This window comes from Thermofilum sp. (assembly GCA_038741495.1).
In the GTDB taxonomy this organism is placed as follows: domain Archaea; phylum Thermoproteota; class Thermoprotei; order Thermofilales; family Thermofilaceae; genus Thermofilum.
The window spans coordinates 505,032-529,531 of record JAVYKX010000001.1 but is presented as its reverse complement, the minus strand read 5'-3'; the positions used below and the strand labels follow the sequence as shown (position 1 = coordinate 529,531).

The window sequence follows — 24,500 nt, the reverse complement described above, 5'->3', positions numbered from 1 at the left end:
GGCCTGACCGCCAAGCGCGCGGGAAGATAAAAAAGTACTGTGCTAGCTCAGCTCCTTAATAGACGCGCGTTTGCCGTCGACTTCAAGCAGGTATCTCTTGCCGCGGAAGTTGACCGTTAGCCGGAGACGCCTGAGGTACGGGGGGAGAACGGGAGCTACGGTGAGCTTCCCGCGATTCTCCTCCAGGCGCAGAAAGCCGAAAAGCAGGGCCGTCCAAGCGCCTCCCGCTGAGCCTACGTGGAAGCCATCCCCCGTGTTCGCGTAGATATTCTTGAGGTCGGCTAGCATAGCGGTGCGGAGGAGGGCTGAAGCCTCTTCAAGCTTCCCTATGTACGCCGCTAAACCAGCGTACATAGGAATCGACAGGGATGACGCGTGCGTTGTACGCCTCTTGTAGAACTCGTAGTTTCGGCTTAGTTCCTCGCGGGAGAAAAGGTGCCTAAGCAGGAAAAGGCCGGCAACCACATCCGCTTGCTTCACAAGCCTGGTCTTCTCAACGCGAGCTAAAACATCCTCAGGCACGCACGCCTCGCCGATACACCCCTCCGGGAGCGTGTAGTCCTCGAGAGATAAGTAGCCCTCGAACTCCTCCCATACGCCATCCGCGCCTCTAGGTAGGAAAACGTTCTCGGCGATTCTCTCCCACTCGCGCACCTCGCTGTCTGTGACGTTCAGCTGACTCAAGACCTCCCTCCCCTCTGGCTGGTCGCCCGCTTGCCTGGAGTAAGAGGCTGCGAGTTGCAGGTTAAACGCGGCTAAGAGATTCGTGTAGAAACTATTATCGACGCCCACATGGTACTCATCAGGCCCGATAACTCTTCTAATAACGTACTTGCCTTTCGAGGAGTCGTACTCGAATCTCGACGCCCAGAATCGGGCAGTCTCGATGAGTAGGGCGAGCCCGCACTGCGAAATGAACTCGTCATCACCGGTATACCTGTGGTAGAGCCAAACAGCATAGGCGATATCTGCTGTTATGTGATGCTCTAGCTCTCCCGTCCTGATAACGACCTTTCTCTCGCCCCTCAGGTCCAGGGGGATCTCGCGCGGTGTCGCCTCGAACCCGTCATCCGCGCTCTCCCAGGGGAACTGCGCCCCCCTGCATCCGTTCCTCTCGGCATTGTAGCGTGCAGCATTGAGTAGAGCGCAGCGGTACATGAGAATCTTCCGAGAAGCTTCTGGTTTCAGGATCAGGTAGAAGGGCAGGGCGTAGATCTCAGTGTCCCAGAACACGTGCCCTCTGTAGCCGTGACCGTGGAAACCCCGGGCGGGTAGGGCGAAGAACGGCAGCTCACTGTTATACATCTGCAGAAGGTGGAAGGTGTTAAGGTACAGAGCGTCGACGAACTCTTCATCACCTTCCGCTTCAAGGCCCAGCTCCCGCCACCTCCTCTCCCACTCCTCCGAGTGACTCGCAGCTAACTGGTTAAAATCCATGTTCAGAGCTGCGTTCAAGACGCTTGCAGCTTCGCCAGCTGTAGAAGCCGCAACTAGCTTTTCGACCGTGACCACGCTCCCATCCTCAACCTCCACTTCTCCAGCAAAGCCTACGCGCTCGCCAGCTGCGTAAGCTTGAAGGGCGGCGCGGGAGGACTTAGCGCCTGCAGCAAACTCTACTGAGTAACGCTGATCCGCTGACACAACCTTTACTCTCACAGCCTGGCTGTCGGCAGACTTCTCGACGACTCGGTAAAGCTTCACACAGATATTGTCAGGCACGGACGGGTTGCATGTGTTGAGCTCGACGGGGAGATCCAGGGTGAGCCTACCCCTCACTCCTCTCGAGACGAGCTTCCCCCTGAGGGCAACCACTTCCTTCCGCTTCGCGTGAACAAGCCGTACGCCAGTGTACTCAAGGTACCCTCCGCGCGCTACAAGCTTCGCTTTATACTCAACGATGCCTCGCAGAGCGTCTAAGGTGAAAACCTCCTCGGACGGCACCAGGGGGACGCCGTCCAGCCGCACGTAGAGTGAAACCACCCGGGGGAGGTTGACTAGCTCGCGGTAGAAGAGGGGCGTGTCGCAGTACACACCGGCGATAAAGGTTCCAGTTGAGGTCTCAGTGAGCTCTGGTACGCCTCGAATACTGATGAAGCCGTTTGAAAGCGTTGTAAGCGTGTGGATAGCGCTGTCCGGCAGCTCTGCTGTTGTGAAAATGAACTTCTTCAAGGCAGGCACCCCACAGCGGAAAGAATATCCCTGAAGTGTAGCTTCTCGAAGGAGGGAACAAAGTAGTCAGGCATGCTGGACTTAAGCTTCTCGTTGAAGCAGCCTACAGCTTTACCTCCTAGGCGCCTCGCAGCCTCTACTCCGCTTGGAGCATCGTCGAAGAAGACGAGGCACTCCGGCTCACCCAGAAGCTCACGAGCCTTAACCACGGCGTTGCTGAACACGCCGAGCTTAGTGGGAGCGGAGCCGCTGACATTAGCGTCAAATAGGTTGTCCAGTCTGATGCCGGGAACCAGCTCGACATCTTGCCACAACCGCACATTCTTAGATGCGGAGGCAAGCACCTGCAGAGCTCCTTCTCTTCGTGACTCTTGAATAAACCTGACGACATCCACCCGAACACGGTACTCCCCCCTTGACAAAAGCTCCAGGTAGATTCTCGTTTTCAGCTCCGCGAAGCGCTCAACCTCTTCGAGCCTCTCCGCCGAGGGGGGACGGCCACCGTGCTTCAAATAAGAAAGAATGTTAGCAGCCCCCTCTAGCCTCGGCCGGCCGGACACATACTTGTCGTAGAAATCGCGAGTGAAGCCGCTAATCCCCCATGCCTTGCAGGCGAGCGCCCACGCCTTCTCGTGCGGAGTTTCAACGACGACTCCATCAAAGTCCCAGATGAAGGCCACGCGCAGCATTCCAGGTACGAGTTTACCACTTAAAATGGTATTTAATCATTACCCCTTACATCCGCAGGCGCGAAATCAGTAAAAGCACGCGAACTACCCTACAGAGTCTCGAGAGGGTCGTGGAATGCTACTCAGAGACGTGCTGGTAAAGGTTTACTCTCAGCTGAGAGAAGAGCTCCCAGTAGCGGTTACGCTCGATATCGGGACAGGTAAGGGCGAGAACCTAAGCACTCTCACAGCAGTGTACAACAGTGCGCTCATAGTCACCCTTGACGTTGACTTCTCGGCTCTCAGCACGCTCCGCGAAAGCTTCAAGAGAGAGTTGGAGCGCGGTCGGCTGAGCCCGGTGGCCGGCGACGCTGAGAAACTGCCCTTCAGGGAGGGGGTCTTCGGCTTGGTCTCGGCGCTGGCCTCGCTGCACCACGTAGACGATATCGGTAGGGCTCTCGAAGAGGCGCACCGCGTTCTCGCGCCTGAGGGGCTGCTCGTAGTAGTTGAGTGGACTCCGGAGTCGCGGCTAAACCCTCACGGGCCGAGCAATGCGAGAAGAGTTATCGAGGAGCTTAAGGAGCTATTGCCGAGGCTGTTCACGTTAGTGGACCTGCGCGTATACCGCGACTACCTGATTGTGGCAGCCCGCAAGTAAGAGCCCTGGCCGGGGCGCTCCGAGCGCCTCCAGGTCCTCAGGCTGGGAGGCGCAGCGGTAAACTTATAGAGAGGCAGTCCCCCTGCTGATGTGCCAGACAGCGGCTGCGAGCTTCTGCTCTCGAGGAGGAGCATCAGGCGGTACAAGCCTGACCCCGTCGAGCTAGAGCTCATCTTGAAGGCCCTCGATGTTGCCAGGTTCGCGCCCAGTGCGCACAACAGGCAGCCGTGGGAGTTCGTCGTCGTGCGCGACAGAGCAACTCTGGAGAAGCTCTCGAGGGTTCACCGGTGGTCTGGGCCCGTAGCTGGCGCGCAAGCCGCTATCGTCGTGCTAGCGGATAGGAGGCAGGCACCCGACTCCTTCCTGCAGGACGGCTCTATCGCGGCAACGTACCTGTGGCTTGCTCTGCACTGCGTGGGTCTAGGGACCGTCTGGATATACACCCTTCAGGAGGCTGAGGCTATCAGAGAGGTTATCGGCGCTCCAGAGCACTTGTTCCCTGTCGCGATCTTCCCGGTGGGGTTCCCCGCGGAGCAGCCGAAAGCAAGGCCCAGGAAGGAGCTGAGAGAGCTAGTGCACCTGGACAGCTACGGGAAGAAGCTCGAGTGAAACTCCTCACTTATACCTCAAAGCCAAGCACGTTTTTCACGAATCCGCCGAATGCGTAGCCGGCCGCAACTACGAGGAGGATGACGAGCACGTTCTCCACGTAGTCGCGCAGGAAGCTCGTCTCGCGGATAACCGAGCTGTAGAAAGTGAACATGGCGAGGACTAGGAAAGCGAGGCTCAGCGAAGCCGCTAGGGCCGCCAGCAAGGGTAGGCCCGCCAGGAAAGGCGCTGTGAGCACCAGCACCGTAGCTACGTACATGAGACCCGTGGTCGCAGCGCTCACCGCCGGCGCTTTACCGGGCTCCTGCTTAGCCTGCAGGTAGGCTGCTGCAGCCATCGACATGCTCGCGCTCACGCCGACGATCAGCCCGGCAATCCCCGTGTAGAGCGAGGAAGCTGTGTAGCTGAGGAAGCCGGCGTGGACACCTGAAAGCTCGATTATCGCGTCGCTCATCCCGAGGGCCAGCGACCCAAGGTACCTCACTCGGGTCTCTTCGATCTGCCCAGCTAGGCTTGCCTCGTGCTCCTCCTCGTCCCGCAGGATTCTCGCCAGCTTCTCCGCAGCGTCCTGCGGTAGAGCTTTCGAGCTCAGCAGCCTCCGGTACTCCTCGATGACCGCCTTCTCGTGCCTCTCGAGAAGCTTCACCGTGAAAACCCTCCCGAGGAGCCTTCCGGACAGCAGAGCTAAGCGTAGGCGTAGCTTATCCCAGGTGCTCAGCTCGACGGGCCCGCTCAAACTGCTCCAGAAAAGGTAGTGCTGGCGCTCCTCCTCGCTGAGCTTCTCCAGGATGGCCCTGTTCCGGGGATCTTTCTCCAGCTTAGCCATCCTGCGGTAGAAGATGCAGTCGAAGAGCTCGTCGAGCGCGTAGCGCTTAAACTGCCTAGTCGACACCGAGAAACGACCTCTCGCTAATCGGCGGAACTCCAGGGCGCCACCCGATCCTCGACATCTCCGCCTCCACCTCCTCCAGCCTCGGTATCTCGTGGGAGCCCAGCCTCGTCACTTTCATGCCTGCGACGATGACAGCGAAGCGGGCTGCGTCGCGCAGCGGGAACCTTTTCAGCCCAACGATCATCCCGGCTGCGAGCGCGTCTCCAGCACCGGTGGTGTCGACAACCCTCCCGGGCAGGTAGGCGGGAACCTCGAAGCGCTCGTTCTGCGTTGCTACCAGCACGCCTTTAGCTCCCCGCTTAACCACCACGACTCTGGGGCCAGCGCTGAGGAGCTTGTCGACCGCAGCCTCCAGAGAGTCTTCCCCCGTCATGGCCTTGGCTTCGAACTCGTTCGGGAAGATCACGTCCGCTAGGCTAACTATCGGCTTGAGCTTCTCGAGCCCCATCTGCGCCTGAACCCTCCCGGGGTCCCACGTCACAGTGATCCCCCTCTCCTTCGCCAAGCGGGCGACGTGGACGGACGTGTCGAGCCTCAGGCTGGCTACGTGGAGGAACCTGCTGCCCGCGAGCGCCTGCGGGGAAACCTCCTCGGGGGTCAGCTCCTCAGCCGCTCCCTTGAAGCCGTACATCGCTATCTGGCCCTCCTCGCTGATGATCACGACCGTGAAGCCCGTCCTCCCTGCGAGCGCGTCGATTCGGACGTCCGATATGTCCACTCCCTCCCTCGCGAGCTCCTCGAGCGCGTTCTTACCGAAGTCGTCGAACCCGACTTTCCCGATGACTTTGGACAGACCGCCCAGCCGGCGCACTCCGATCGCGACGTTGGCCGCCGACCCGCCGACGCCGTGGCTCTGGCACGTGATCGGGCTCTCGCGGTCGCTGGCTGCGAAACGCTCTACGCAGAACCTCAAGTCCAGGAGTATGTGCCCCACAGTGACGACATCGAACGGCATGGAGACCGTCCCTACTCAGCGAGCTTTACAGCCTCCTCGGGCTCTTTGCCCTCGTGCACGACAGCCATGATCGCCCTAGCGGCCCCCCGAGGGTTCTCGTGTTGGAAGATGTTCCTCCCCACCACGACTCCCTGGGCGCCAGCTTCCATCACGCTCTTCACAACCCTGAGGAAGTCGAGCAGCGTGGGCGCTTTCGCGCCACCGCTCATCAGCACCGGGACTCCTGAAGCCGCCTCAACCACTCGGCGGAAGGTCTCGGCGCTCCCCGTGTAGTACGTTTTAATAAGGTCCGCGCCGCTCTCGGCAGCAGCTCTCGCGCCGTACCGGACTACCTCCACGTCGTACATGTTCTTGATCGCCGGCCCCCGCGGGTAGGCGAGCTGGAGGCACGGGAGCCCGTAGTAGTCCGCTCTCCGCCTCACCTGGACCCAGAAGCGCAGCATAGCGTCCTCGTGCTGGCTGCCCCAGTACACGGTCGCCGCGACGCCTTCTGCGCCCAGCGATACCGCGTCCTCTACCGCACCGAAGGGGCTCTGGAGGAGCCTCTCCTGCTCAGGCCTCAGAGAAGTTCTGCTCGTGACTTTGACGATGAGGGGTACTTTGCCGGCCCAAACGTCGCTCGTCAGCCTCGCTACACCGGGCAGCATCATCACCGCGTCCACGACCCCGACAAGCTGGGATAGCAGCTTCTCGGGTCTCACCAGGGCGGCTGGGAAGTCTGCGGGCCCGTGCTCCACTCCGTGGTCGTAAGCGAAGATAACGGATCTGCCGTCGGGGAGTAGCCTGAAGAGGCGAACCCTCTTACCTACCAGACCGTACACCATGAGAGGTCGCTCTCTAGAGGCTGCCGCAAATAAAATTCTATTTGCTTACTGGAGGCGGTTAACGTTTAACCGCTAGGTAGGCGGCGAGCGCCGCCGCAGCCAACCCCATCCCAGCGCTGTAGGTGAAAGCCAGGACTTTGCCGTACGCGTCCCAGAGATAGCCGACAAGGCTCATCCCCACCAGCATCGAGAGGCCTGTAACGATGTAGAATACCCCGTAGGCAGCGCCTCTGAGCTCCGGCGGCGCGTAGCTCGGGATAACCGCGCGCGAAACGGTCTCGTAGATCCCGAAGTGAAGCCCGTACAGCGCCACCACATAGAGAATACTCCACACGCCCGCGGAGTACGCCATGGCCAGGGACGCAGCCGAGAACAGCAGCATGCTCAGCGCGAGGAGGGGCTTCCTGCCCACCCTGTCCGAGAGGACTCCCGCAGGGTACCCGACGAGCGTGTGGAACACGTTGAGCCCGAGGTAGACCAGGGGGACCATGCTTAGCGCTAGGCCGAGCTCAGCCGACTTGAGCAGCACGAACGAGAAATCGTACCAGCCGAGCCCCAGTACGGCGAACGCCACCAGAAGCAGCGCGAAATCGCCCTTTACCACCTTCGAAAGCCCTCGAAGCACGCTCGCTTCGCGGCGCTCGACACCCACCTCTACAACGAAGAGCAGGAGAACTGCGAGGGCTAGCGCCGCCGGAACGAAGGAGAGGAGGAAAACGTTCCTAGGGCCTAGGAGCGGCAGGAGCGCGGAGGCGAGCAGCGGCCCGAGGACCGCCCCGGACTGGTCGAGGGTCCTGTGGAGGCCGAAAGCCCTCCCAGCTATCTTCTCGTCCACCGACTGGCTCAGGAGCGCGTCCCTGGGTGACGTCCGGATACCCTTACCCACCCTGTCCGCGACGCGCACGGCTACCGCGTCTGCAGGCGTCCTCGCGAACGCGAAGAGGGGCTTCGCTACCGTTGAGAGAAAGTAGCCTACGAAGACGAGGGGCTTCCTCCTGCCAATCTTGTCCGAAAGGAAGCCGCTCAGCAGGCGGAAAAGGTAGTTGGTGAACTCGCTTAAGCCTTCCATCAGACCCAGGACGGTTCTCGTCGCGCCAAGCTCCTGGACGACGTAGACGGGGAGGAATCCGAGAACCATCTCCGTCGACACGTCGGTGAGAAAGCTCACCGTGCCGAGCGCGTAAACGTTCCTCAAGCCGGGCTTGCTCTTCCCGCTCTTCTCCACAAGCGAGCCCACCGGCTGTGCAGTGTAAAAGCTTATCGGCTCGGGCTCGAAAACCAGGCTGGCGAACCGGTGGGAGGGGTGGAGAGCGTTAAGCGCAAGCTTCTCGAGCAGCTCGCGGTGAGCACGGGGCACATCCCAGCCGAGAAGCTGGCCGAGGACCTGGGGGTGCCGAGGGCAGCAGTGGAGCGCTTAGCTGAAGAGCTTCGCAGTGAGGGCTACCCGGTTGAATCGAGCCCGGAGCTGGGCTACAGGCTCGCTGTCGGCGACAACCTCGAAGAAGCGGGACGCTACGCGGGAGCGCTAGACACGAGTATGGCTTTCTCGGTGCACTTTCTCGAAGCTTGTACTTCCACGCAGGATGTCGCCGCAGCCCTGGCGAGGCGGGGAGCACCTGAAGGGACTCTCGTCGTAGCTGAGGAGCAGACGAGGGGCAGGGGGAGGCTGGGCAGGGCGTGGACCTCGCTCAGGGGCGGGCTCTGGTTCACCCTCGTGCTCAGGCCTCCCGAGCTGAGCGCTGCGCACCTGCTGAGCTTAGCCCTGGGGGTGGCGGTCGCTAGAGCGGTGCGGGCTTACGGGGTGGACGCTAGGCTGAAGTGGCCTAACGACGTCCTAGCGGAGGGCAGGAAGCTCGCAGGCATACTGGTGGAAGGCGAGTCAGGGGGTGGGGCACACTTCCTCCTCGCGGGGATCGGGGTTAACGTGAACAACGAGCTGCCGCCAGAGCTGAGCACCTCAGCCACCTCGCTCCGCGAGCTGCTCGGGCGCCCCGTGCCTCGTGTGCCGCTCCTGTTGAGGATCCTGAGGGAGGTTGACCGCATCTACAGTAAGCTGCGTGAGGAGCCTGGAGGAGTGCTCAGCGAGTGGAAAAAGCTTTCATCCACGCTCGGCAGGCGAGTGCGCGTAATCACGCTGAATGGTGTGCACGAGGGGCTTGCAGTCGACGTGGATGATAACGGCGGGCTGGTAGTGGAGGTGGAGGGCCGCCGCGCAACCTTCTACGCTGGGGATGTTGTGCACCTGAGGTAGCGGACTCAAGCCTGCGCGAGTACTTTGGGGGGAAGGGCTTCGGGCTTCCGGTTGAGGAGAGCGGATGCCTCACTGAAGCTAAGCAAGGTGCCTGCGAGGTGACCTTTTATGTAAACCTTATATCGGTCTACACAGCAGGTTACCTCGTGGAGTCCGGGTACGTGACGGTGTCCGCGAAAATCCCCAGGAGGTTGAAGCTACTGCTCGACAAGTACGGTGTGAAGCCGGGCCCCCTCATCAGGAGAGCGCTGGAGGAGGAGGTTCGGCGCAGGAGGCTTGAGGAGCTCGAGGCTAGGGCTAGGAGGCTGGCCGAAGAGCTGGCGACCATCAGCGACGAGGAAGTGGTCAGCCTGATACGCGCGGACAGAGAGGGGAGGTAATGTACCTTTTCGACGCGAGCTCGATCGTCAACCTGGTTAAGAGAGGTGTGCTTAAACCGCTCGCCGCCGGCGCCACTATCAGCTTAGCGGTCTACGAAGCCGTGAGCGCAGTGTGGAAGGAATATCACCTGCTGGGGAGGGTAGACTGGCGGGCTGCGGCTGAGTGGGTCGCTATCCTGGCTGAGGTTTTCGCTACGATTCCTGTCTACTCGCTCAGCGATCTAGGTGAGCTGGGCGAGGTCTTAACCGGTGTGCTCAGCGTAGCGGTCGGCGAGGGCATCACGGTCTACGATGCTTCCTACGTTTACGCAGCGAAGGTGATGAGACTGGCGCTGGTGACTGACGACGTAAAGCTGAGGAGCGTTGCGGGAAAGCACGTGAAAGTGCTGTCGAGCGCGCAGCTGCTACCGTAGAGGCTTCAGCTCCTGCTCAAGCGAGCCTTCTTCCGAAAACTTCACGCGTAGCGCTGTTGTCGTAGACTTCCTCCACGCTGAAGATGTACGCCGGCCTACCTGCCCGCTTCTCAGGCGGCACGTAGTGGTAAGTGTCGTGCACCAGGTTCGCCAGCCTCCAGTACTCGCCACTCTCGTGAATAGAGAGGGGAGCAGTTTGCTTCGAAGCTGAGCGATGGGGGTTGGAAGAAGACGGGGCTAGCCTTCCCAGATCTCTGCACTATACTCCACGTGTGCCTAGAAGAGTGCGGGACTCTCAATGCTAGCTCGAGGCTGGCCAGCTTCCCGAAGTCCACTCTCTCCTCGGCTGAGCCGGGGCTCCGGGTAGATCAAGCCCAGCAGGAGCCTTAACCCCCGGGCTGCGTGTTCCCGCGCAATGCTCTCCCAGCTCTCTCCTTTGGAGAAAGCTTCATCGCTCAGCTTCAAGTGCTCTTCAAGCCTTCCGATAGCTTCTCCTATAAACTCGCGCTTCAGCGCGTAGTCCACGCCAACCACCTTGCCGTTAACCTCCACACCGCCGCCGGGCAGGCAAGCTGCCGTGCATAGCACAGCGTTGTGCCTCGCAGCAAGCTCTCTAACGCGCTGCCAGGATCGCCTGCGAGCCCTGGGAGACTCTCGCTAGAAGCTCGCGGCGCTGGTAGAAGTTCCACTCTAGAAACTCTCTCGGTAGCCGAGCTGCAGCAGTGTGGAAGGCATCCTCTTATTAACCTTCCCCGGGCCAGCCGGGTCCCTGAGGCACTGTCAGGAGCTACGCCGCGCGGGGAGTGGTGTTGCGAGCTAGGCACTTATCCCGCTTTAAGCAGGCTTATCGCGGAGATGTCGCTGGAGGAGTTCCTCGGCTTGGGCCGCCGGGAGGCGAGGATACGCATCGGCACTTCCGGCTGGGATTACGAGGACTGGGTCGGCCCCCTCTACGAGAGCGAGAAAGGCATGCTCTCCAGCTACATGAAACTATTCGACACCGTGGAGGTGAACTCCTCCTTCTACACGCTGCTCAGCGAGAAGTTCTACGAGGGGCTCGCCAGGTCCGCTCCCCCAGGCTTCCTCTTCTCTGTGAAGATGTACAGGGGCATCACTCACAGGAAGCTACTGAACCCGAAGCTCGCCGAGGCGGAGATCGACGTGTTCTTCAAGTCGGTGCGCCCCCTCGCTGCTCAAGGAAAGCTGGGCGCCGTCCTGGTCCAGCTGCCACCTAGAGGCAGGGAGGAGATCCCGTGGTTTGAGGAGTTCCTCGCCGCCCTGCCGGAGGGGGTCAGAGTTGCTGTCGAGTTCCGCGACCCCAGCTGGCTGAGCGGGGAAGTGTTCGCTCTGCTCCGGAGGTACGAGGTCGGCTACGTGGTTGTCGACGAGCCTCTTCTCCCACCGGCTGTCGAGGTCACGGCAGGGTTCTCGTACGTGAGGTGGCACGGGAGGGGGGAGAGGCCCTGGTACTACTACCACTACAGCTTGGAGGAGCTGGAGCCCTGGGCCGAGAGGTTGAAGCAGCTGGCGGAGCAGGTCAGCGTGGTTCTCGGCTACTTCAACAACCACTTCAGAGGCTTCGCCCCCCACAACGCGCTGCAGATGCTCTCGCTCCTCGGGCTCGCGGGGAGGAGGCAGCTGGAAGCCTTAGCCAGGATGGATAGGTACTTCGCCGCCGCTCCGCCGATCGGCTGGGGCGCGGTTAAGGAGCTCGAGAGCGGCAGGGTTGAAGAGGTTCTCAAGGCGCTAGCTGGGGAGCGGAGGTTCCAGCGGGGGCTGGAGATCAGCAGCTCGGAGGTGCAGTACAGCTTGACTGAGAACGGTGTCTCCGCCCGCGTAAAGAGCTACCAGGTCGAGGTAGACAGAGCGGGCAGAAGGCTCTACCACGACTGTGAAGACTGGAAGAAGCTGCTGGAGTCGAAGAGGTTCTGCAAACACCTCGTGAAGCTCTTCCTTTCGCTACCTAGGGAAGTTTCGAAGGAAATTCTCGCAGATATCGTCTCGAACTTAGAGGAGTGGGACTTTGCCAGCTAGGCCCGCCGGGCACTCGCAGCCCCGCGCAGCGAGAATAAGAGCGGCGTCATGGACGACTGCGAGAAGATCCGGGAAAAAAGAGAGCAGAAAGCTTCTCGAAAAGCCCGGGGATCAGCTGGTTGGCATCAGCGGGATCTGGACGTAGACCAGGAGTGTCGATAGAGCTAGCGTTGCGAGCGTCACCGGTATGCTCGCCTTGAGCCACTCGGCGAAGCTTATCCGGTGACCCCTCCTCTCGAGTAGACCTGCAGCGACGATGTTGGCGGTGCTGCCGACTGGGGTGAAGTTAGCGGAGTAGCAGGCCGCGAAGAGCGCTATCCACCACAGGGGGTACGAGGGTACTCCGTAAGCGCTCAGATCCCGGACGACCGGGACGAGGATAGCTACTGCTAGGACGTTGTCAAGCGTCGCGCTCATAAGGGAGGCTAGGGGGACGAATGTCGCGATTAACGACTCGAGGCTGTGGCCGGCAATTCTCATTATTCCCGCTGAGAAGTCCTCGACGAGGCCAACGTACTTCAGCGTTCCCACGGAAGCGAAGAGTAGGAGGAAGAACACGATGGTCCTCCACTCGACTCTCTTCTCGAAAGCCTCGAAGCCCCTTACCGGGTCCAGGAGGAGTACTATGCCCGATGCCAGCATTGGTATAGCGAGAAGTAGCGTGTTCTTCTCTAGGCCGAGCGCCTCCTCGAGCGGGTGATGGAGTGCCAGCGCCACCATCACGGCGGTGAACAGAACTCCATCGAGGAGAAGCCTTTGCCGATTAATGCGCGCAGAAGGCTGCTGCCATTCGCCCAGCAGCTTGTGCGCTTTCGCGCTTCCCTCCTCGATGTAGGCCCTGAACTGAAATCGCAGTATCGTAGCTGTGAGAAGCACAGCCATGAGGGAAATCGGGGTAGCCCAGCGCAGGAAATCCATGAAGGTGAGGCCCGCTGAGAAAGCAATCATCACTCCTACGGGGTTGCCGACAACTGTCGCGCTGCTGCCGATATTAGTGGCGAAGATTATGGCTAGCAGCAGAGGGAAGGGGGGTATCTGCATCCTCTCCGAGATGCTTAGAGCTAGCGCCGAGACAATGAGTATTGAAGTGACTTCGTCTATCAGGGCGGCCAAGAACGCGGAGACGATGATGAGCACGAAGAACATTGCCTTAAAGCTGGCTCGTGTGGCTTCCGCTACTTTCGAAACAATGAAATCGAAAAAGCCATCTTCCTCTAGAAAGCCGATGAATGTCATCATGGCTATCAGGAAGAGGATGACGTCCAAGTAGGCGAACTCGACCAGGTGGGGTACGTCGAGCACGCCAAGAGCCATTAAGAAGAAAATTCCTAAGAAAGCGAACACCAGCCTGTAGCTCCAGAGGAGTAGTGTCGCGTAGGTCTTTGTCATAAACACTGTTAGGGAGAGAATCTTCACGGGGGATAGCTCGAGGAGGGTCGCCACTAGAGCGGTCACTAGTCCGAGCAGGAGCGTGATAGCTACCCTAAGCCGGAATCCCTCTGGAACTTCCATCTTGGGGCGGCTCTTGAATTAGCAATACCTTTAAATGGGTTTTCCCCAAGAGGGCAATGGCTATGTCTGCGATGAGCGGCTCCTGGGTACAAACGGCGCAGAACCTTATCAGGGTTGGCGAGATAAGCGTTAGAGTTGGAGTGCTTACAGCGGTAGTGTACGGAATCTACTGGTCCCTGAAGTTCGCTCTCGAGTACTTCGCGCACCCCTCGGGGCTTCCGCCGAGAATCTTCACCGAGTACATAATCCTCGCAGTGATCGCGTTCGCGGGCGCCGCATTCGCGCTGTACACTCACGAGCACTACTGCAGAGCGAGCAGGTTCAGGATGGCTGGCCTCTCCTCTTTGGTCGCAGCTGCCGTGCTGCTGATACCTGCGCTGATAGCTGGACTTCTCGTGCTGCTAGGGGGTTTAGCCCTCTACATAGGCTCCGAGATCTTCCACGTCGCCAGCATGAAGATCGAGCCCAAAGAGTAACCCCCTCTGCCCCGTTCTCAACAGCCCGTTTTTACTTAGACCCGCGCCTACCTCTACGGAAAGCTTTATAGCCGGCCCTCTGCCTAATGACACTGTCATAGAGAATGGTGGGCCTCGAAGTAGTGAACCTGCACGTGAGAGTAAGTGGCAGAGAAGTAGTGCGCGGCGTCAGCTTCTCCGTTCCCCAGGGTAGCGTAGTGGCGATGATGGGGCCTAACGGAAGCGGGAAGAGCACGCTGGCTTTAAGCCTCGCAGGGCATCCGCGCTACGAGGTCGTGGGGGGTAGAATTCTCCTCAACGGAGAAGATGTGACGGCGCTGAAGCCTGAGGAGAGAGCGCGCAGAGGCTTGTTCCTCGGCTTCCAAGCACCTCCAGCGCTGGAGGGGGTTAGCGTGCGCGCCCTGCTGAGTGCCGTGCTGCCGGCTCAGGGGCTGGAGTACTCTGAAGACCAAGTGGTGCGCGCGCTCGGGAAGATGGCCTTGCCGCCCAGCTACCTGGAGAGGCAGGTAAACGTGGGCTTCTCGGGCGGTGAGCGCAAGAGGCTTGAGGTTGCCCAGGCCCTGGTGCTGAAGCCTAGAGTTGTTGTGCTCGACGAGCCGGACTCGGGGCTGGACGTCGATGGGGTCAGGCTCCTGGCGGTCGCTCTCGGGGAGCTGGCGGGTAGCGGCGCCGGCGTGCTGCTCATCACCCACAACCCTATGACTGTGGAGATCGTGAGGCCGCAGAAGGTTCTAGTTCTCGTCTCGGGGCTGATAGCAGCTGAGGGAGGTGTTGAGCTGGCTCGCGCGATCTCCGAGAAAGGTTACCCGGGTGCCGCGTGATGGCGGCCCGCCGCGTGCTTGAAAGCCTAGAGCTTGGGGATACGAGCATAGCTTCTGTCACTCTGAAGCCGAGGGTCGAGCTCCGCGGGAGGATAACGAGAAGCATGGTTGAGGAGATCTCCAGGATCAAGAGAGAGCCGGAGTGGATGCTCCAGCTCAGGCTGAGGAGCCTGGAGCTGTTCGAGAAGCTGCCGACTCCCAACTGGCTTATCGGCGTGGAGGAGCTAGACCTGGAGGAGCTGGCCCACTACGTTCACCCGGATGTCGATAGAGCGGCTTCGTGGGACGAGCTGCCGGAGGATATCAAGCGGGTTTACGAGAGGATAGGCCTCCCAGAGATAGAGAGGAAAGCCCTCTCGGGGTTGGCGGCGCAGCTGGAGAGCGAGAACGTGTACCTCGCATTTAGGAAGTTCCTTGAAGAGAAGGGCGTCTTGCTGATGGATATGAGCGAAGCGGTAGCAAGGTACCCGGACCTGGTGAGAAAGTTCTTCATGAGGATTTTCCCGCCCAGCGACCACAAGTTCGCAGCACTCCACGGAGCGCTCTGGAGCGGTGGAGTCTTCCTCTACGTGCCCCCGGGGGTCAGGGTCGAGGCCCCGATAGAAGCTTTCTTCTTCATTGCTAGCGAGCTTGAAAGCCAGTTCGAGCACACGCTGATAGTAGCGGACAGGGGAAGCTACGTGCACTTCATCGAGGGGTGCTCAGCACCCCTCTTCAAGAAGTACAGCTTCCACGACGGGATGGTCGAGGTTTACGTTGGCGAGAATGCTCACGTGAAGTTCACCACGATCCAGAACTGGAGCAAGAACCTCATCAACTTCAACAACAAGAGAGCTCTGCTGGAGCGCGGGGCGAGAATCGAGTGGGTTGAAGGAAGCATCGGCAGCAAGGCGAGCTACGTCTACCCCTCCGCCGTCCTGAGGGGTGAGGGGGCCTCCGCGTCTATCCACGGGGTGACTCTAGCTAAGGGCAGCGTCTGGAAGGATAGCGGGGCGAAAGTATTCCACCTAGCCCCGAACACTGCGAGCGAAGTGGTGAGCAAGAGTATAAGCGTGGAGGGCGGGACCGCTGTGTACAGGGGCCTCGTGAAGGTCGCTAAGGGCGCTAAAGGGGCGACAGCGTCGGTGAAGTGCGATAGCCTTGTCCTCGACGAGCGCTCGAGAGCGTACACCTACCCTAGGAACGAGGTAGAAGAGGAGGAGGCGACAGTCGTCCACGAAGCCTCTGTGGGGAAGCTGGGCGAAGACGTTCTCTTCTACTTGAGAGCTCGCGGACTGCGGGAGAGCGAGGCGAGGAGGCTGCTCCTCCTGGGCTACGTGAGCGATATCCTAGGGAGGCTGCCGGCCGAGTACGGGCTGGTTTTGAGGAAGGTGCTGGAGCTCGAGTTCGAGGAGCTGGGGGGCTACGGGTGAGAGCCGTGTACCTGCAGCTACCTTACCAGATCGTGCGTGACTCGCCGACCGTGAAGTACTACACGGACTGGACGCGCTTCGAGAAGTTTCTCGAGAACCCTGGGGAGCCTACGGCTGGGGGCTTTGACGCAAGACTGCTCGAAAAGCTGGGAGCAAGCCCCAGTATCCTGGTAGGAGTGAGGGACAGAGGGGTAGAGCCGGGCTTAGAGCTAGCTGACGTGAAGCCCATCGGCTTGAAGCTCTTCCAGTTCCATGTCGAGAACCTCACTCTTGCGAGGAAAACGTCTGTGAGGGGAGATGCGGTGATTCTCCTCGAAAAGCCTCTCCAGGGGGTCAAGTCGGTGCACCTCGAGCTCGAAGTTCTTCGAGATTCAACGCTGATTCTCGCATCCTTCTCGCCGAGCGAGGCTGCGGGGCTTCTCACGGTTTCGCTGAGAACGCGCGTGGCTCCAGGGGTTAGCGCCGACATCGTGGAGGTGCTAGTAGACTCGCCGGGCTCCTCCACTGCTCTCTTCCACTGGGCTTCGCTCGACACTGGGTCGCGGCTCAGAACACTAAGCCTAGTCGTTGGAGGCTTTGCAGACCACGTTGAGGAAAGCTACACGGTGAGAGGCGAGAACGCCGGCGCGCTCATCAGAGGAGCTCTGGCAGCGCCGGCGAACTCTCACGTGACGTTCAGCACGAGTACACTCCAGCTAGCACAGCGAACAAAAGTGCTCGTGAAAGTTGTAGGCTTCGCCTCGAAGGGGACCGTTGTCCACAAGGGGCTCTCCACGGTGGAGAGAGGCTCGAGAGGCTCCGCCATCAGGGTCGAATCCCGCCTCATCCCCTTGACTCCCGACTCCAGAGCCTACTCCGCGCCGATGCTTGAGATAAACTCCGACGAGCCCGCAGAGGCTAGCCACTCCGCTTCGCATTCGCCGATCGACCCTGAAGCGCTCTTCTACCTCCGCTCCCGCGGACTATCCGAGAGGGACGCCGTCAGGACAATAGTGAGGGGGATGCTGGTCAACCTGGTATCCGGAGACGGGGCATCTGAACCCCGCGTAAAACACTTCCTTGAAGAAGTCGAAACAGCGCTCTTCCAAGCCGGGTAGCCCAAAGCCAGCCTCATAGGCAGAAGCTGAGCTAAACCCGGACGCAAGCTACCCGATTGCTTCCCGCTCCCAGCAATTTTCTCGGTTCCCACTTCTCGGAAGAGCTCTCGCCCACCACGAGATGGTGCCCGCGTAGGCACGCCCGCTTCGCCCTTCAAAGTCGAAGCTCCTCTTCAACGAGCTAGCCAGGCCGCTCGCTAGAACCACGCTACTAGAGGGGGAGCGCTTCGACGCTGGGAGACGCCATCTAGGCTTTAATCTCAAGGGAAGCTGAAAGCTAGCTATAAAGCCACAACTATCCTAAATCCTCGAAGCTCCGGGCTAGGTTCTCCTGAGGAAAGCCCCTTGATCTTATAAAGATTTCGAAAACGGCATATTTACAGTATTTGGATTTTTCTGACCCCGATAAACATGGCCCAGAAAACCCAGAAAATACCGATGCTTCCAGCCCTAGCATTCCTAGTGATAGGCCTGATCGTAGGCGCTGTCGTAGGGTACCTCCTCGCACCGAGACCCGCCGCTCCCGCTGCGCCCGCCGCCCCTGAGTACACGTTCTACTACGTCTCTCACGGCGGGCCCGCTGACCCGTGGTGGGCTCCCGTCATCAAGGGAAGCCAGGACGCGGCAGCACTGCTCAACGTGAAGGTAGTTTACTCCGGTCCCGAGAAGTTCAGCATCCCGGCGCTCGTGGACTTGCTGAACAGCGCGATCGCCGCTAGGCCGCAGGGCATCATCCTGACGATCACTGACTACAAAGCCCTCGACGAGCCGGCCCGGAGAGCGATCGGCATGGGCATACCGGTTATAGCGGTGAACGTCCCCGACCCGAGGCCCGAGAAGGAGAGGATCCCGTACATCACCTACATCGGCCAGAACGAGTACGACGCCGGCTACTACCTGGCCAAGTATTTGGTCGACAAGGGGTACAAGCCTAAGCGCGTCGTGATCGGTATCCACGAGGTAGGGCACGTAGGCCTCGAGACGAGAGCCCAGGGAATCACCGACGCTATCAAGAAAGCGTACCCCGACGTCCCCGTCGAGAAGCTCGACATCACTACCGACCCCACTAAAGCCGCGGAGGTTTTCCGAAGCTACCTAACAGCTCACCCGGAGACTGACGCTATCTTCACCCTAGGGCCACTGGGCGCGCACCCAGCGCTTCAAGTTCTCCGAGAGATGAAGCTCACAGGCAAGGTGCGCCTCCTCACAGTCGACATAGACGACGTGATCCTCAAAGCGATCGAGGCCGGTGAGCTCGACGCGGCTGTGAGCCAGCAGCCGTACGCTCAGGGCTTCCTCCCCGTCGTCTTCATGTACCTCTACGTGAAGTACGGCATCATGCCGCCAGCACAGGTCCCGACAGGCCCCACGGTCATCGACAAGGCTAAGCTGGACCTGGTTAAGAAGCAGATAGCGACCACAGGTGGAGCGTAACTCCGTGTAAATAACCCTTTTTTTCTCTGGGTGTTCGCCATGAGTCGAGAAACCAGTAGGATGATTGTCACTTTCCTCCAGCACCCCGAGCTTGGCGTGGGGGTGAGCTTCCTAAGCATCGCACTCATATTCGCGGTACTAGTTCCCGAGAAGTTCCTGACGCTGCCCACGCTTTACAGCATACTTGCGCTGGCGGGAGAGGTCGGTGTCGTCTCCGTGGGTGTCGCCTTCCTGATGATCAGCGGAGAGTTTAACCTCGCGGTTGGTAGCATATACGCGCTAGTTCCGATGGGCGTCGCGTACATGATGATAGGGGGCGTGGACATGCTCCTCGCTTCCCTCATCATGCTCTCCGTAGCCTTCGCGGCTGGCGTAGCGATGGGCTACATCACCCTGCGCACCGGGATACCGAGCTTCATAACCTCTCTAGGCTTCATGATGTTCTTCAGAGGTATCCTGCTGGCGGTTACCGGCGGCTTCCCCGTGAGGATGCCCCACGACCACTGGCTGGCGAGCGTCCTCAACGGGGTTCTAACGGAGGAAGGACTGCGCACAAGCGCGCTGTGGCTTATCGCGCTTACAGGCCTTTTCGCGTTCATACTGAACTGGACCCCTTACGGTAATTGGGTCTACGCTGTAGGAGGGAGCGCGGCGACCGCTAGGGAGCTGGGCGTCCCGGTCAGAAGGGTGAAGATCATCAACTTCGGTATATCTTCGCTGCTGGCCGGCCTCGCTGGCCTCATCGCCTTCAGCAGGTTCAGGGTAGTAGACCCGACTCTCGGCATAGGGCTAGAGCTGGAGGCGATAACCGCTGCAGTGCTTGGCGGGTGCCTGCTCTCAGGCGGCTACGGGAGCGTAGTCGGCACCTTCCTCGGCGCAGTGCTCGTAGCGATGACGAGAGTCGGCCTCGTGCTCGCCAAGGCGCCAGCCTACTGGTACACAGCGTTCATAGGAATACTGCTGATAGTAGCTACGGTGATAAACCAGTTCATCGTGAAGAAGTTCGTAGCCCCGGGGTGATCCCGTGAGCCACCTCCTCGAGATGCGCGGGATCGTGAAGAGGTTCGGCCCCGTCGAAGCCCTCAAAGGCGTCGACTTCCACGTGGGAAGAGCCGAGGTCGTCGGCCTGGTGGGCGACAACGGAGCCGGCAAAAGCACGCTCGTAAAAATCATCGCCGGCGTCTACCAGCCTGACGCCGGGGAGATCTACTGGGAGGGCTCGCCGAGGATATTCAGAGACCCCGGAGAGGCCAGGGCAGCTGGTATCGAGATCGTGTACCAGCACCTCGCGCTGATCGACCTTCTGAGCATCGAGAGGAACATCTTCCTCGGGAGAGAGCCTGTGAGGAAGATCGGCCCCTTAGCTATCCTGCAGCGGAGGAGGATGTCGGAAGAGGCGATGAAAGTACTCCAGGAGATCGGGCTCAAGAGGATCCGGAGCCCTTCAGTGCGCGTAGCGAAACTCAGCGGAGGTGAAAGGCAGAGCGTCGCTATCGGTAGAGCGATGCACTTCAAGGCGAAGCTGCTCCTCCTCGACGAGCCCACCGCCGCCCTCTCAGTCCGAGAGACCAGAGCCGTCCTCGACCACATCCTAGACGTGAAGAAGCAGGGAACCAGCGTGGTCATCATCTCCCACAACATATACCACGTTTATGAGGTCGCGGACAGGATAGTGGTGCTCGACCACGGCAGGAAAATCGCCGATGTACCTAAAGAGAAAGTTACACCGGAAGAAATAATCGAAGTGATCAGGCGCGGCGCCCCCCTAGAGAACACTTCTTGAACATCAACCCCTCGGCAGTTTCTCTAACCGGGGTGCTCCAGCGAAAACTTCGGGCCGCTCAAACCGCCGTAGAGCTTCTCTGACATCTAGAAGGAGCTAAGCTCGGGCAGGTAAAGCAGCACGCCGGAGGAAACGTGCTCCAGATATATTTATATCTTATCATGTATTGACATAAAGGAATATATCCGGGCCTGGTAAGGTTCTTTCCGGTATGGAGCTTAGCAGAAGAGACTTCTTAGCGCTGAGCACTGCAGCAGCTGCGACTCTACTCGTCCACCTGCCAGCGCCGAAGCCAAGTGGGGAGGCGTCGGCCGCGCAGGAGGAGAAAATACCAGTGATGTGCAACATGTGCGGTGCTGGGTGCGGCATCTACCTCGTGAAGCGCAACGGCAGAATGTACGTGGAGCCTAACCTAGAGCACCCCCAGCCCGGCCTCTGCGCGAGAGCGGCATCGTCAATACAGCTCTGGAACCACCCCTTGAGGCTAAAGAAACCTTTGAAGCGAGTTGGCGAGAGAGGCGAGGGCAGGTTCCAGGAAGTCGACTGGGAGACGGCCTTGAACGAGATTGCTGCTAAGCTGAGGGAAGTCGTCGGGAAGTATGGGCCCGAGTCGGTATGCTTCACCTACCACGACTTCTACGCTTGGCACATGCCTTTCATCGCGTTCACTCTCGGGACTCCGAACTACGTATCACACGCGTCCTGCTGCCACAACGCCAGCACATACGCGAGAATGCTAATCCTGGGCGCTGGGGGGCCGCCCACCGTCGACCCAGACTACGAGAGAGCGAGGTACGTGATCTTCGTGGGCCGGGTTCTCAACGCCGCGATGGGTCACGTGCAGAGGCTGCAGAAAGCCAGGGAGGCTGGGGTCAAGCTCGTCTACGTTGACCCGAGGATGGGTAACGCTGCGATGGCCGAAGGCGAGTGGGTGCCCATAATCCCCGGAACCGACGCTGCCTTCTTCTTAGCGATGATGCACGTCATCCTCACTGAGAAGCTCTACGACGAGCCCTACGTGAAGAAGTACACTAACGCGACCTTCCTCATCAAGCCTGACGGCACGCCTCTAACCGAGAAAGACCTTGGGCGCGAAACCGCAGACTACGTTGTGTACGACCTGGACGCGAAGGACTTCGTCAGCTACAAGAAGGCTAGGAACCCCGCACTCGAGTGGGAGGGCGAGGCGGCGGGCGTCAAGGTGAGGACGGCCTTCCTCCTCCTGAAGGAGCGCGCAGCCCAGTACCCGCCCGAGAAAGTGGAGGGGATCTGCGGGGTCCCAGCAGCAACGATCCGGAGGATCGCGCGAGAGTTTGCGAACGCGCGAGGCGTCATTGAGGATGGGTGGTGGACCTCGAAGAACGCTAACGACTCGGACGCGTTCCGCGCTGTCCTCACCCTGAACGCTCTTGTGGGCAGCATCGAGACGGCTGGCGGGCTCTACATAAAGCTCGGCTCGAGGCTCCCTGCTTCCGCAAGAGCCGAGGCAGACAAGGTGACGACGATCACCGGAGGCACGCTGCCTCCGATCACCGCGAAGCGCATTGACACGCAGAAATACCCTGCAGTGCCGCACGTCTTCGACGCGATACTCGACGCGGTGCTCGAGGAGAAACCGTACCCGATCAAGGCCTTGATAATCGTGGGGACGGAGCCCTTTACGAGGGACGTTAACACTGAGAAGCTGAAGCAAGCTCTGCGGAAGCTGGACCTCGTGGTCGTGATCGACGTTGTGCCAAACGATAGCGTGGACTGGGCTGACTACGTCTTACCCGACAACATCTACCTCGAGCGCGAGGAGCTCGCTGACGTGAAGTGGACTCCGCACGCCGCAATCCAGCTGAGCCACAAAGCGCTGGAGCCGCCGCCCGGCGTTGACGCGAGGAACGGCTTCTGGATCATGATGGAGATAGTTAGGCGCACGGTCCCCGACAGGGCTAAGGCGGTAGGCTACACTGAGGAGTACGCAGACTACCACAAGTTCGAGGAGTTCGAGAGCTTGGTTAGGAAGAAAGCCATTGAAGGTCTGTCGAAAGCTTGGAACGTTCCCGCAGAGGATATAGAGAGGGCTCTCAACGAGAAAGGCTTCTACGTGTTCAGGTACTGGACTCCGAAGCCGGGTCCAGGAACCCTCGCGACGAAGAGCGGGCTCATCGAGATCTACAGCCTCAGGGCTCTCGACTTCAAAGACGACCCCTTGCCCAAGTGGAAGCCTCCACCGTACAAGAAGCCGACTGCCCCGGACGAGTTCTACCTCGTTAACGGGCGGGACCAGTTCGTCACTGTGCACGCTGTGTGGACGTGGTCGATTGCATGCCTCGTCGACAGAAGGGTCTGGATGAACCCGAAGGATGCTGAGCGCCTCGGGATAAGGGACGGCGACCTGATAGAGCTCGAAGGGCTCGACAACGGCTTCAAGGCCAGAGCCCGCGTAAAGGTCACCAACAGGGTGAGGGAGGGGGTGCTTTACGTGTACAACAGGGCTGGCGGGAGGTTCTCCAAGCTGATCACCGGCCAGTACGAGGTGCTGAAGGACGGTATCAACCCGAACATGTTCACGCTCAGCTGGCTGGAGCCTCTAAACGGTTCTCCGAGCCTTAACTCCACCGTGAAGGTTAGGAGGGTGGGAGCATGAGGCTGGCGCACCTCTGGGATCAGAGCAAGTGCATCGGCTGCGGCGCGTGCGTTGCGGCTTGCAACGCCGCGAACTACGAGTCTACCGACGCCCCTAACCCGACCTGGGGAGGGCTCAGGACCAACATCTTGAGGATAACATTCGACCTGGAGGCTAAGCCGTACCTCCTGCTCGTACAGTGCCAGCACTGCGAGAATGCGCCCTGCGTCTCCGTTTGCCCGACGGGGGCTTCCTACGTGGACGGCGACGGTCTCGTGAAGATTAAGCCAGAGCTCTGCATAGGCTGCAAGTACTGTATGACCGCCTGCCCCTACGGAATGAGGTGGCTGGAGCCCGAGACAGGGCTCCCGCGGAAGTGCATGTCCGAGGAGTGCCTGGACAGGCTCAAAGCGGGCCTTCAACCTGTCTGCGTGACGGTGTGCCCGGCTAGTGCTAGGGCGTTCGGCGACCTGGATGACCCGGGAAGCGAGGTAAGCAAGAGGTTGAGGGGCGGCAGGGTGATCAGACTGCTCGCCAACAAGGGTACTAGACCTAAGTACTTCGTGGTGGTGGGGAGATGATGTTCCAGGAGATTTGGGACCCCTGGCTTATAGGGCCGTTCCTCTGGTTCGCCGGAATAGCGGGAATGGGCAGCGTCGCGTACTCTCTCTTAAGGCTCTTCAAGATCGAGGAGAAGCTGAAGGAGCTCTCGCTAGTTATCTTCGCGTCGGTCGTGCTCGGCTTAGTCTTCGTTATCGCCGACCTCTCCAGGCCCGCGAACATGCCGGCCGCAATCTTATCCTCTCTAGCTCAAGGGATCTTCATCGCGAAGCTAACCGAGTCGTGGATGACCCTCGGCATCACGCTCCTCTTCTTGCTCCTCATCCTCTCCTTCCTGCTGACCCTTAGGCATGCAGCAGTACCCGCGCTCGCTAAGCTCACGGACGCTAAGTGGTACCTAGTCCTCTTAGCGCTCATCGGGTTCCTCGTTACAGTGTACAGCGGTTTCCTGATCTCCAGCGCGCCAGGCATCCCCTTCTGGAACACAGCTCTCATCCCAGTCCTCTGGGTGCTCAGCGCTTCAATCTGCGCTATAGCCGTCCTGAAGATCCTCGTGCACAGCGAACACGTGTCCAGGTTCTTGACGAGAGCCGGGCTAGGGCTAGACATCGGGGAACTCCTCGCTCTCGTCGCTCTCCTCAACGTCCCGCTCTACGCTGGCCCCGAGGCGGCGCGTGCCAGCGCAGCTGCTCTGCTGGTCGGGCCGCTCGCCCCCGCGTTCTGGCTCGGAGTGGTGCTTGTCGGCGTCTTAGCGCCGATGGCGCTCGGCTTCCTACTGATGAGAAAAGAGGATAGAAAGCTGGGTGTGGCGGCCGCTAGCCTCTACTTAGTCGGCGCTCTGCTGCTGAGAGTACTCGTAATCCAGGCCGGAATCTTCGAGCCACTACACCTTTAAAGCAAGCTATAACGAAAGAGAATTTTCTTTACCCGCGCTTAG

25 protein-coding genes are annotated in these 24,500 nt (G+C 60.0%); 16 read left to right on the top strand and 9 right to left on the bottom strand.

Going from position 1 to position 24,500, the window contains the following annotated elements; translation table 11 throughout:
• Positions 1-42: 42 nt before the first annotated feature.
• Both QXU72_03065 and QXU72_03060 read right to left on the bottom strand, forming a co-directional pair.
• The gene (locus QXU72_03065) at positions 43-2,169 is read right to left on the bottom strand and encodes a hypothetical protein (GenBank protein MEM0494235.1); all 2,127 of its coding nucleotides are present in this window, start codon (positions 2,167-2,169) and stop codon (positions 43-45) included.
• A complete protein-coding gene (locus QXU72_03060) occupies positions 2,166-2,858 on the bottom strand; it encodes an HAD family phosphatase (GenBank protein ID MEM0494234.1) in 693 nt (230 codons plus the stop codon). Before QXU72_03060 ends, QXU72_03065 begins: the two co-directional genes overlap by 4 nt.
• Before the next feature lie 115 nt (positions 2,859-2,973).
• Here QXU72_03060 and QXU72_03055 point away from each other — a divergent pair, with 115 nt between their 5' ends.
• Both QXU72_03055 and QXU72_03050 read left to right on the top strand, forming a co-directional pair.
• The gene (locus tag QXU72_03055; GenBank protein ID MEM0494233.1) at positions 2,974-3,495 is read left to right on the top strand and encodes a class I SAM-dependent methyltransferase; all 522 of its coding nucleotides are present in this window, start codon (positions 2,974-2,976) and stop codon (positions 3,493-3,495) included.
• A gap of 90 nt (positions 3,496-3,585) precedes the next feature.
• Positions 3,586-4,104 (top strand): nitroreductase family protein, encoded by a 519-nt coding sequence (locus tag QXU72_03050; GenBank protein ID MEM0494232.1) that lies wholly within the window; start codon positions 3,586-3,588, stop codon positions 4,102-4,104.
• 10 nt (positions 4,105-4,114) lie between these two features.
• Here the strand turns inward: QXU72_03050 and QXU72_03045 are convergent, their stop codons facing one another.
• The 4 genes from QXU72_03045 to QXU72_03030 are packed head-to-tail and all read right to left on the bottom strand — an operon-like array spanning position 4,115 to position 8,000.
• Positions 4,115-4,996, bottom strand: a complete 882-nt coding sequence (locus QXU72_03045) for a VIT1/CCC1 family protein (protein MEM0494231.1) — start codon at positions 4,994-4,996, stop codon at positions 4,115-4,117.
• Positions 4,986-5,951, bottom strand: coding sequence for a carbohydrate kinase family protein (locus QXU72_03040; GenBank protein MEM0494230.1), 966 nt, complete (start codon positions 5,949-5,951; stop codon positions 4,986-4,988). Before QXU72_03040 ends, QXU72_03045 begins: the two co-directional genes overlap by 11 nt.
• An 11-nt stretch (positions 5,952-5,962) precedes the next feature.
• Positions 5,963-6,775, bottom strand: a complete 813-nt coding sequence (gene fba / locus QXU72_03035) for a class I fructose-bisphosphate aldolase (protein MEM0494229.1) — start codon at positions 6,773-6,775, stop codon at positions 5,963-5,965.
• A 58-nt stretch (positions 6,776-6,833) separates the two neighbouring features.
• Positions 6,834-8,000: an MFS transporter gene (locus QXU72_03030; GenBank protein MEM0494228.1), complete on the bottom strand. Its 1,167-nt coding sequence runs from the start codon at positions 7,998-8,000 to the stop codon at positions 6,834-6,836.
• 78 nt (positions 8,001-8,078) lie between these two features.
• On the opposite strand from QXU72_03030, the gene QXU72_03025 reads away from it, so the two are divergent.
• The 3 genes from QXU72_03025 (at position 8,079) to QXU72_03015 (ending at position 9,819) form a co-directional block, all read left to right on the top strand.
• The gene (locus QXU72_03025) at positions 8,079-9,026 is read left to right on the top strand and encodes a biotin--[acetyl-CoA-carboxylase] ligase (protein ID MEM0494227.1); all 948 of its coding nucleotides are present in this window, start codon (positions 8,079-8,081) and stop codon (positions 9,024-9,026) included.
• Positions 9,027-9,124: 98 nt separating this feature from the next.
• The gene (locus tag QXU72_03020; protein MEM0494226.1) at positions 9,125-9,406 is read left to right on the top strand and encodes a hypothetical protein; all 282 of its coding nucleotides are present in this window, start codon (positions 9,125-9,127) and stop codon (positions 9,404-9,406) included.
• Positions 9,406-9,819: a type II toxin-antitoxin system VapC family toxin gene (locus QXU72_03015; GenBank protein ID MEM0494225.1), complete on the top strand. Its 414-nt coding sequence runs from the start codon at positions 9,406-9,408 to the stop codon at positions 9,817-9,819. The genes QXU72_03020 and QXU72_03015 overlap by 1 nt, the downstream gene beginning before the upstream one ends.
• 16 nt (positions 9,820-9,835) lie before the next feature.
• Here QXU72_03015 and QXU72_03010 read toward each other — a convergent pair whose 3' ends face one another.
• Both QXU72_03010 and QXU72_03005 read right to left on the bottom strand, forming a co-directional pair.
• Positions 9,836-9,961, bottom strand: a complete 126-nt coding sequence (locus tag QXU72_03010) for a hypothetical protein (GenBank protein MEM0494224.1) — start codon at positions 9,959-9,961, stop codon at positions 9,836-9,838.
• 134 nt (positions 9,962-10,095) lie between these two features.
• Positions 10,096-10,407: a hypothetical protein gene (locus QXU72_03005; protein ID MEM0494223.1), complete on the bottom strand. Its 312-nt coding sequence runs from the start codon at positions 10,405-10,407 to the stop codon at positions 10,096-10,098.
• 267 nt (positions 10,408-10,674) lie between these two features.
• Here QXU72_03005 and QXU72_03000 point away from each other — a divergent pair, with 267 nt between their 5' ends.
• Positions 10,675-11,853, top strand: a complete 1,179-nt coding sequence (locus QXU72_03000; GenBank protein MEM0494222.1) for a DUF72 domain-containing protein — start codon at positions 10,675-10,677, stop codon at positions 11,851-11,853.
• Between the two features lie 111 nt (positions 11,854-11,964).
• On the opposite strand, the gene QXU72_02995 is transcribed toward QXU72_03000, so the two are convergent.
• The gene (locus tag QXU72_02995) at positions 11,965-13,365 is read right to left on the bottom strand and encodes an SLC13 family permease (GenBank protein ID MEM0494221.1); all 1,401 of its coding nucleotides are present in this window, start codon (positions 13,363-13,365) and stop codon (positions 11,965-11,967) included.
• 62 nt (positions 13,366-13,427) lie between these two features.
• Here QXU72_02995 and QXU72_02990 point away from each other — a divergent pair, with 62 nt between their 5' ends.
• From QXU72_02990 to nrfD, 10 genes are all read left to right on the top strand, one after another.
• Complete coding sequence (locus QXU72_02990) at positions 13,428-13,841, top strand: hypothetical protein (GenBank protein MEM0494220.1); 414 nt, start codon at positions 13,428-13,430, stop codon at positions 13,839-13,841.
• Positions 13,842-13,945: 104 nt separating this feature from the next.
• Positions 13,946-14,662 carry a Fe-S cluster assembly ATPase SufC gene (gene sufC / locus QXU72_02985; GenBank protein MEM0494219.1) on the top strand — a complete coding sequence of 239 codons (717 nt, stop codon included), beginning with the start codon at positions 13,946-13,948 and terminating at the stop codon, positions 14,660-14,662.
• Positions 14,662-16,074, top strand: a complete 1,413-nt coding sequence (sufB, locus tag QXU72_02980; GenBank protein ID MEM0494218.1) for a Fe-S cluster assembly protein SufB — start codon at positions 14,662-14,664, stop codon at positions 16,072-16,074. The genes sufC and sufB overlap by 1 nt, the downstream gene beginning before the upstream one ends.
• Positions 16,071-17,171 carry a SufD family Fe-S cluster assembly protein gene (locus QXU72_02975; GenBank protein ID MEM0494217.1) on the top strand — a complete coding sequence of 367 codons (1,101 nt, stop codon included), beginning with the start codon at positions 16,071-16,073 and terminating at the stop codon, positions 17,169-17,171. Before sufB ends, QXU72_02975 begins: the two co-directional genes overlap by 4 nt.
• A 411-nt stretch (positions 17,172-17,582) precedes the next feature.
• On the top strand, positions 17,583-18,605 hold the full coding sequence (locus QXU72_02970; GenBank protein MEM0494216.1) for a sugar ABC transporter substrate-binding protein: 1,023 nt from the start codon (positions 17,583-17,585) through the stop codon (positions 18,603-18,605).
• Between the two features lie 39 nt (positions 18,606-18,644).
• Positions 18,645-19,625 (top strand): ABC transporter permease, encoded by a 981-nt coding sequence (locus tag QXU72_02965; protein MEM0494215.1) that lies wholly within the window; start codon positions 18,645-18,647, stop codon positions 19,623-19,625.
• Positions 19,626-19,629: 4 nt separating this feature from the next.
• Entirely contained in the window at positions 19,630-20,388 is a 759-nt protein-coding gene (locus QXU72_02960) for an ATP-binding cassette domain-containing protein (GenBank protein ID MEM0494214.1), read from the top strand.
• 211 nt (positions 20,389-20,599) lie between these two features.
• Positions 20,600-23,023, top strand: coding sequence for a molybdopterin-dependent oxidoreductase (locus QXU72_02955; GenBank protein ID MEM0494213.1), 2,424 nt, complete (start codon positions 20,600-20,602; stop codon positions 23,021-23,023).
• Entirely contained in the window at positions 23,020-23,583 is a 564-nt protein-coding gene (locus tag QXU72_02950; GenBank protein MEM0494212.1) for a 4Fe-4S dicluster domain-containing protein, read from the top strand. Before QXU72_02955 ends, QXU72_02950 begins: the two co-directional genes overlap by 4 nt.
• The gene (nrfD, locus tag QXU72_02945) at positions 23,580-24,458 is read left to right on the top strand and encodes an NrfD/PsrC family molybdoenzyme membrane anchor subunit (protein ID MEM0494211.1); all 879 of its coding nucleotides are present in this window, start codon (positions 23,580-23,582) and stop codon (positions 24,456-24,458) included. The genes QXU72_02950 and nrfD overlap by 4 nt, the downstream gene beginning before the upstream one ends.
• Positions 24,459-24,500 lie beyond the last annotated feature (42 nt).

Excerpts from the sequence above, each read along its gene's own strand:
- QXU72_03060 (MEM0494234.1), bottom strand. The coding sequence starts at position 2,858 with ATGCTGCGCGTGGCCTTCATCTGGGACTTTGATGGAGTCGTCGTTGAA.
- QXU72_03055 (MEM0494233.1), top strand. The coding sequence starts at position 2,974 with ATGCTACTCAGAGACGTGCTGGTAAAGGTTTACTCTCAGCTGAGAGAA.
- QXU72_03040 (MEM0494230.1), bottom strand. The coding sequence starts at position 5,951 with ATGCCGTTCGATGTCGTCACTGTGGGGCACATACTCCTGGACTTGAGG.
- fba (MEM0494229.1), bottom strand. The coding sequence starts at position 6,775 with ATGGTGTACGGTCTGGTAGGTAAGAGGGTTCGCCTCTTCAGGCTACTC.
- QXU72_03015 (MEM0494225.1), top strand. The coding sequence starts at position 9,406 with ATGTACCTTTTCGACGCGAGCTCGATCGTCAACCTGGTTAAGAGAGGT.
- QXU72_03000 (MEM0494222.1), top strand. The coding sequence starts at position 10,675 with ATGTCGCTGGAGGAGTTCCTCGGCTTGGGCCGCCGGGAGGCGAGGATA.
- QXU72_02995 (MEM0494221.1), bottom strand. The coding sequence starts at position 13,365 with ATGGAAGTTCCAGAGGGATTCCGGCTTAGGGTAGCTATCACGCTCCTG.
- QXU72_02990 (MEM0494220.1), top strand. The coding sequence starts at position 13,428 with ATGTCTGCGATGAGCGGCTCCTGGGTACAAACGGCGCAGAACCTTATC.
- sufC (MEM0494219.1), top strand. The coding sequence starts at position 13,946 with ATGGTGGGCCTCGAAGTAGTGAACCTGCACGTGAGAGTAAGTGGCAGA.
- sufB (MEM0494218.1), top strand. The coding sequence starts at position 14,662 with ATGGCGGCCCGCCGCGTGCTTGAAAGCCTAGAGCTTGGGGATACGAGC.
- QXU72_02970 (MEM0494216.1), top strand. The coding sequence starts at position 17,583 with ATGGCCCAGAAAACCCAGAAAATACCGATGCTTCCAGCCCTAGCATTC.
- QXU72_02965 (MEM0494215.1), top strand. The coding sequence starts at position 18,645 with ATGAGTCGAGAAACCAGTAGGATGATTGTCACTTTCCTCCAGCACCCC.
- QXU72_02955 (MEM0494213.1), top strand. The coding sequence starts at position 20,600 with ATGGAGCTTAGCAGAAGAGACTTCTTAGCGCTGAGCACTGCAGCAGCT.
- QXU72_02950 (MEM0494212.1), top strand. The coding sequence starts at position 23,020 with ATGAGGCTGGCGCACCTCTGGGATCAGAGCAAGTGCATCGGCTGCGGC.
- nrfD (MEM0494211.1), top strand. The coding sequence starts at position 23,580 with ATGATGTTCCAGGAGATTTGGGACCCCTGGCTTATAGGGCCGTTCCTC.